The 5,430-nt window shown below is 26.7% G+C and carries 7 protein-coding genes and 2 pseudogenes; 4 read left to right on the top strand and 5 right to left on the bottom strand.

Annotated features, from left to right (window positions below):
• Positions 1 to 68: 68 nt before the first annotated feature.
• Together HMPREF2576_RS11640 and HMPREF2576_RS05695 are read right to left on the bottom strand one after the other, a co-directional pair.
• Positions 69 to 263, bottom strand: a pseudogene (locus HMPREF2576_RS11640) (IS5/IS1182 family transposase); the annotation flags it as partial.
• 20 nt (positions 264 to 283) lie between these two features.
• Positions 284 to 892, bottom strand: a complete 609-nt coding sequence (locus HMPREF2576_RS05695; protein ID WP_070856439.1) for a recombinase family protein — start codon at positions 890 to 892, stop codon at positions 284 to 286.
• Between the two features lie 182 nt (positions 893 to 1,074).
• On the opposite strand from HMPREF2576_RS05695, the gene HMPREF2576_RS05690 reads away from it, so the two are divergent.
• From HMPREF2576_RS05690 to HMPREF2576_RS12480, 3 genes are all read left to right on the top strand, one after another.
• A complete protein-coding gene (locus HMPREF2576_RS05690; RefSeq protein ID WP_070856437.1) occupies positions 1,075 to 1,770 on the top strand; it encodes an ABC transporter ATP-binding protein in 696 nt (231 codons plus the stop codon).
• 1 nt (position 1,771) lies between these two features.
• The gene (locus HMPREF2576_RS05685) at positions 1,772 to 2,542 is read left to right on the top strand and encodes an ABC transporter permease (protein WP_070856435.1); all 771 of its coding nucleotides are present in this window, start codon (positions 1,772 to 1,774) and stop codon (positions 2,540 to 2,542) included.
• A gap of 222 nt (positions 2,543 to 2,764) precedes the next feature.
• Entirely contained in the window at positions 2,765 to 3,178 is a 414-nt protein-coding gene (locus tag HMPREF2576_RS12480; RefSeq protein WP_256313859.1) for a hypothetical protein, read from the top strand.
• A gap of 152 nt (positions 3,179 to 3,330) precedes the next feature.
• Here HMPREF2576_RS12480 and HMPREF2576_RS12125 read toward each other — a convergent pair whose 3' ends face one another.
• The 3 genes from HMPREF2576_RS12125 to HMPREF2576_RS05670 all read right to left on the bottom strand — a co-directional run bounded on the left by HMPREF2576_RS12125 (position 3,331) and on the right by HMPREF2576_RS05670 (position 5,210).
• Positions 3,331 to 3,432: a type I toxin-antitoxin system Fst family toxin gene (locus HMPREF2576_RS12125; RefSeq protein WP_000228874.1), complete on the bottom strand. Its 102-nt coding sequence runs from the start codon at positions 3,430 to 3,432 to the stop codon at positions 3,331 to 3,333.
• 107 nt (positions 3,433 to 3,539) lie between these two features.
• The gene (locus HMPREF2576_RS05675; RefSeq protein ID WP_070856433.1) at positions 3,540 to 4,316 is read right to left on the bottom strand and encodes a hypothetical protein; all 777 of its coding nucleotides are present in this window, start codon (positions 4,314 to 4,316) and stop codon (positions 3,540 to 3,542) included.
• 24 nt (positions 4,317 to 4,340) lie between these two features.
• Positions 4,341 to 5,210 (bottom strand): nuclease-related domain-containing protein, encoded by an 870-nt coding sequence (locus HMPREF2576_RS05670; protein ID WP_070856431.1) that lies wholly within the window; start codon positions 5,208 to 5,210, stop codon positions 4,341 to 4,343.
• Between the two features lie 97 nt (positions 5,211 to 5,307).
• Here HMPREF2576_RS05670 and HMPREF2576_RS11635 point away from each other — a divergent pair.
• Positions 5,308 to 5,430 (top strand): annotated as a pseudogene (locus tag HMPREF2576_RS11635) (IS6 family transposase); the annotation flags it as partial.

Genomic DNA, 5,430 nt, shown 5'->3' with positions numbered 1-5,430 from the left:
TATTGAAATAATATAGAAATTGTCTTTTTTATAAATTTTTTGATTATTTTCAGCTCGTTAAGCTGCTATTTTTTTACATTAAGTACCATTAATATAAATCTAAGTTCTCTTTTAACCTTATTTATTACTCGAATGGACACTCGAGTGAAACCCAAAACAAGTTCTACATCAATTTTTCTTTGATTATAGATGTTCTTTATTTCTAATTCAGAAAACTTTTTGTGGATTTGAACTTTAAAATATTCCCAGTTATAATTCTTCAGTTACATTGAAAAATCTTTTATTAACCCAAACCATTATCATGTTTAATTCTATAAATTGTTTGTCTTGTAATATTCACTTCTTTTGCAATATTACTAATTGCTTGGCCTTCTTCTAACATTTCTACAACTCGATGATAAATAATGCGTTTTTGCGGATCCTTCGCATTAGGCGAGTATAGTAAAGGACGTCCTTTATATACGCCTTTTTCTTTCGCAACTTGAATACCTTGTGCTTGTCGACGTTTACTTTCATTTCGTTCTTGTTCTGAAACCATTGCTAATATTTGTATGATTAAATCTTTCATAAATTTATCTAATAAAGGGTTGTCAATAACTTCATTCATCATAGGTAAACTAGTAATCATCAATTGAACTTCTTTATTCTTTAAATAATTAACTGTATTAATCACTTCATCATAATTACGACCTAAGCGATCAATCGATTCTACTACAAATCTATCGCCCATTCTCACAAAGTTAAGTGCTTCTTGAAATACGGGTCTATTTTCTACTGACTTTCCCGATTGTTTCTCTGTAAATATTTTCTCTACGCCAAATGTTTTCAAATTATCTAGCTGTCTCTCTAAATTCTGATCTACCGAAGATACTCTTGCATAACCTATAATCATTCGTTTTCACTCCACAATTAATATACACCCTAATCATACGTTTAAGTTACTATAAATTCAATAACTTATCTTGTATGATTAGGGTGTGCCCATAATATACATAGTTTAACTAAGTTATCTTTTATGATAAATTAAGTTTAGATTTATCATATATATAAATAATTAAAAAAGGAGATAATTGTATGGATGTTTTAACAGTAGAACATTTAACAAAAAAGATAGGTAATAAGACTATTCTTGAGGATGTTTCTTTAAACCTAAAGCGAGGACAGATTATTGGTCTTGTAGGTGCAAATGGTGCAGGAAAAACATCTTTAATGAAAGTCATATTAGGTTATTTAAGCTATCAAGATGGGACATTTAGAATCATTGAAAATAAAAATAAAAAAAGTAATGTTGGTGCATTGATTGAAAATCCTGGAATATATCCTTTCATGTCAGGATATGACAATTTAAAACTATTAAATGAAACAAAAAATACTCACGATATTGATACAATTGTCTCTCAACTTAATATGGATGATTATATACATAACAAAGCAAAAACATATTCTCTTGGTATGAAACAAAAATTAGGTATTGCAATAGCTTTTTTAAATCAACCTCAGTTAATTGTTTTAGATGAACCTATGAATGGTTTAGATCCTAAGGCTGTGAGAGATGTGAGAGAGCTTATTGTAAAAAAAGCACAAGAAGGAATTACTTTTTTAATTTCTAGTCATATTTTAAGTGAATTAGTAAAAATTACAAATTCTATCCTTATCATTAACAAAGGTAAACTCGTTACTGAAACTACAGAAGAAGAATTAAGTCAGTATGAGGATAACGATTTAGAAAATGTATTATTAAATATCATTGATAAGGAGGAGCAATCATAAAATGGGAACTTTAATTAAACAAGAATGTTTTAAATTATGTAAAAAGAAATCAACATTTATTATACCAATTATCATTATATTATTAATGGTTATTCAAGCTATAATCTCGAAAAAATACGATGATATTTTTTCTCCGCAATCGTCTATTGAATCAGCTTTTAGCGGATTTGCATGGTTTATCTTTTTATTAATTATTCAAGCTAGCACCATTATTTCAATGGAATTTTATCATGGTACAATTAAAAATCTTCTCTATCGTAAATATACAAGAACAAATATTATTAGTAGTAAAATTATTACATTAGTAATTTTTTCATTACTGTATTTTATTATTAGCATTATTGTAGGAATTATTTTATGGTCTATTTTCTTCAATGATATTAATCTCCTTGACAGTAAGGGAGATGAGTTATCGTTGTTAAGTAAAATGTTATTAACTGGGTTAGGTACATATGTCGGAACTTGGTTAGTTTTAAGTGTCACTTTATTAATTTCATGTGCAATGAAAAGTCCTGGTGTCTCTATTGCTGTTGGTATTGTATTTTATTTTGCCACTTCAATTTTGTCAGGTATATTAACAATTGTTATAGACAAATGGGAATGGCTAAAATGGAACCCTATCAATATGATGAATATTATGATTCAAATTGTTGATAAAAGCATAAAAAAATTCACAAAATTAGAACTGCATGAATTATTTATTGGTAATATTGTTTATATTATTATTTGCTTAATTCTAGTAGTATTTGTCTTTAAAAAGAAAAATGTCTAATCTAACTCAACAAGCTTTATAATTTTGCATTTCTCTATTAGCTAGTGTTACAATACAGTTAATAAGGATTCTAGTATGGATACACCAATCCCCTCACTATTTTCGTAGTGAGGGGATTTTTTAGGTGCACTTTTATCATGCATCGAAGTTACAAATATTAAAGAATCAGAAAGTGTAAAATGATATAATAAAATCATAATTTTAGAGAAAGTGAAGTGACTTATGAATCTAGCAATTTGTAATTATATAATTAATGGGTTTTGGTTTATTATTGGAGCTTTTATATCATCAATTATACTAATTCCTTTTGAAGACACTTTACTACAATTTTTACGTAACTATTGGTTGCTACTCAAAAAAAAGGCAGTAAAAGGAACTGTTATAAAATGCAGTGTCTATCCTCATATGGATAGTCTTGAAAATGAATATTTAATTTCTCAAATCACTTTTAAAGTTAATTTACCTTATAAATATATGTCTGAAGATTATATGAATATTAAAGAATCAAATCGAATTATCATGAAAACTATACTTAATAAGTATGGTATAGATTTACAAAAAAATAACTATAAGTTAAATAACGTTACGCCAAATTACAATGTTTTTATCCGTAAAGAGGAGTTAGATTATAAGTAAAAATAATATTCAAAAGAAAAACGGATGAGGTTTTTGCATTCCTCTACTAACCAGTGTTATAATTTAGATAACAAGAGCTTCGTGCATTATATGCACCAACCCCCTCACTATTGCGAGTAGTGAGGGGGTTTTTAGGTGTTGGCTAATATCGCCTATTTTTTCTTATTGTTACGTGTACGTAGCCAATGCGTAAATAACGCAACAATACAACCACTGATGACTGTGGTCGTGATGTGAACAAGAGCTTCGACCATCTGATATGCACCTCCTCTCTGCGTCTAAATTGACGCCTGAGAGATAGGCGACCTGTATATTATATCATCTGTACTAGATGAGTTACATATAACTTCCGATAAGTTGATTATGTATTCTTTTCTATTTTCCTATTCCTTTGTATTTTTTCAAATTCCTTTATATGGTTCGAAATCATTGCTGAAGTAATGTTGATATATCCGTTTTCAAGCTTTATTTTGGGATAAATAATAATAAAATTAAATATATATATTAATATAGTAATTAAAAGAATAGCAAAAATAGTTATATTGATATTCTGAGACATCATTTCTGTATAAGAAAATAAAATAAGTGGCATAAAAAAGTAACCTATTCTTGCTCTTAAAAAACATCTCTTAACTCTTTTACTATATTTTCTTCTATTTTTTTCCAACTTTTTTAATGAATTTATTTCTTCTTTTATATCTACTTCATCGTTATATTCATTCAACTTCTTACATGTCTTGTTTAACTCTACTTGAAACTTGCTATTAATATATTCGTCTGCTTCTTTTTTTTCTAAAATTTCACTTTGAATTCTCACACCATTTTTTTGTATACTTAGTTCATTTAAAACATATATAATAAATGAAACTAATCCTAAAGTTGTTTCAAATATAAAAATGATAGACTGAAAAATTTCTTTTTCATGAATAAAATAACTTAAAATTATATAAATTATCATTAATATTAAGTAGGTGATGATTAATACCAAGGCATTTTGTATCAAAGTTTGTCCAATAAACTTGATATTATCTTTAACTTTATATTGATTTTCACCATGTGATAAAAAATTGTATAGCAAAGACATAATACCTACTAAAAGGCCTATAATGGTTGCTATATTACTAAGTATGCTCAGCATATACTTTTTCTCCTGTTAATAATGTTATACGTTATACTTTTCAAATTTCTGCTTTAAATATTTTATTTGCCTTTCTTTCAACTTTCCAAATTTAAAATTTTCCATTCTATTTTTTAGTACATTATATAAATTTTCTTTCTGATTCACTCCAATTATCCCATTATTTTTATCTGATCCATCAATAAAATAATATTTATCATTGTGATAATTAAAGTATATAATACTATTGATAAAATATTGGTTATCTAAAAAATCATTTAATATCTTCATTGTTTTATATATCTGTTTATAAGGATTACCATTGTTATGATATTCTATTTCTCCATTTTCATTTAATTTCAAAACAAAAGTTTGATGCTCATTTTCATCTTGTTTATAAAAAATATATCGGTTTAATAGTTCATGCTTAGTACCCTTTAAACTTTCTTTAGATATATTGTAATATATGTCACCTTCCCAATATTTTGTTTCAAATATATAAATACCATAATCGCAAATAACCATATGATCTATTTGTCTAGGTTCTTTTAAATCATATAAAAAAAGATTGTCGAACTTTATAAAATAATTGAGATCAACTTCTTCTTTCAACTGTTCAAAAATTTCTTGTAATTCCTTAGCAGCTTTGACCTCCCCTATGTTTTTATCAAATATATGACCTGAACGATAACTCTCTTTTAAGGTTTGGTTTTCCTTACATACATCTTCATATTTTTGAGTTAGCTTGTTATAGCGAACCGATAAATCTTTATTTTGACTTTTATGCCTATCAATATTTAAATTTAGCTCTTGCTCATTTTTCTCCTTCAATTCAATATTATCAATGCTCTTTTTATAAAAATAAATTACTAAACAAAATAAGATAATAGAACATAATAACAAAGCGATAATCATCATACCCCCCCTTAATTATTTATATCAATGCCTTTATAAAGTTTTATTACAAAATTAATTTTATAGTATATATTTTAACAAAGAAGGAGCGTTCTCTATGAATTATTTTAGATATAAGCAATTTGATAAAGACGTAATCACTGTACCGTTAGTCACTACCTAAGATACGCACTTAGTTACTGTGACATATCTGAAATATTAAGGGAACGTGGTGTTAACG

The sequence above is a fragment of the Staphylococcus sp. HMSC063F05 genome (assembly GCF_001837075.1).
GTDB lineage: Bacteria > Bacillota > Bacilli > Staphylococcales > Staphylococcaceae > Staphylococcus > Staphylococcus epidermidis.
The sequence above is the reverse complement of the archived record's forward strand: the minus strand, read 5'-3'. Positions and strand labels throughout refer to the sequence as shown.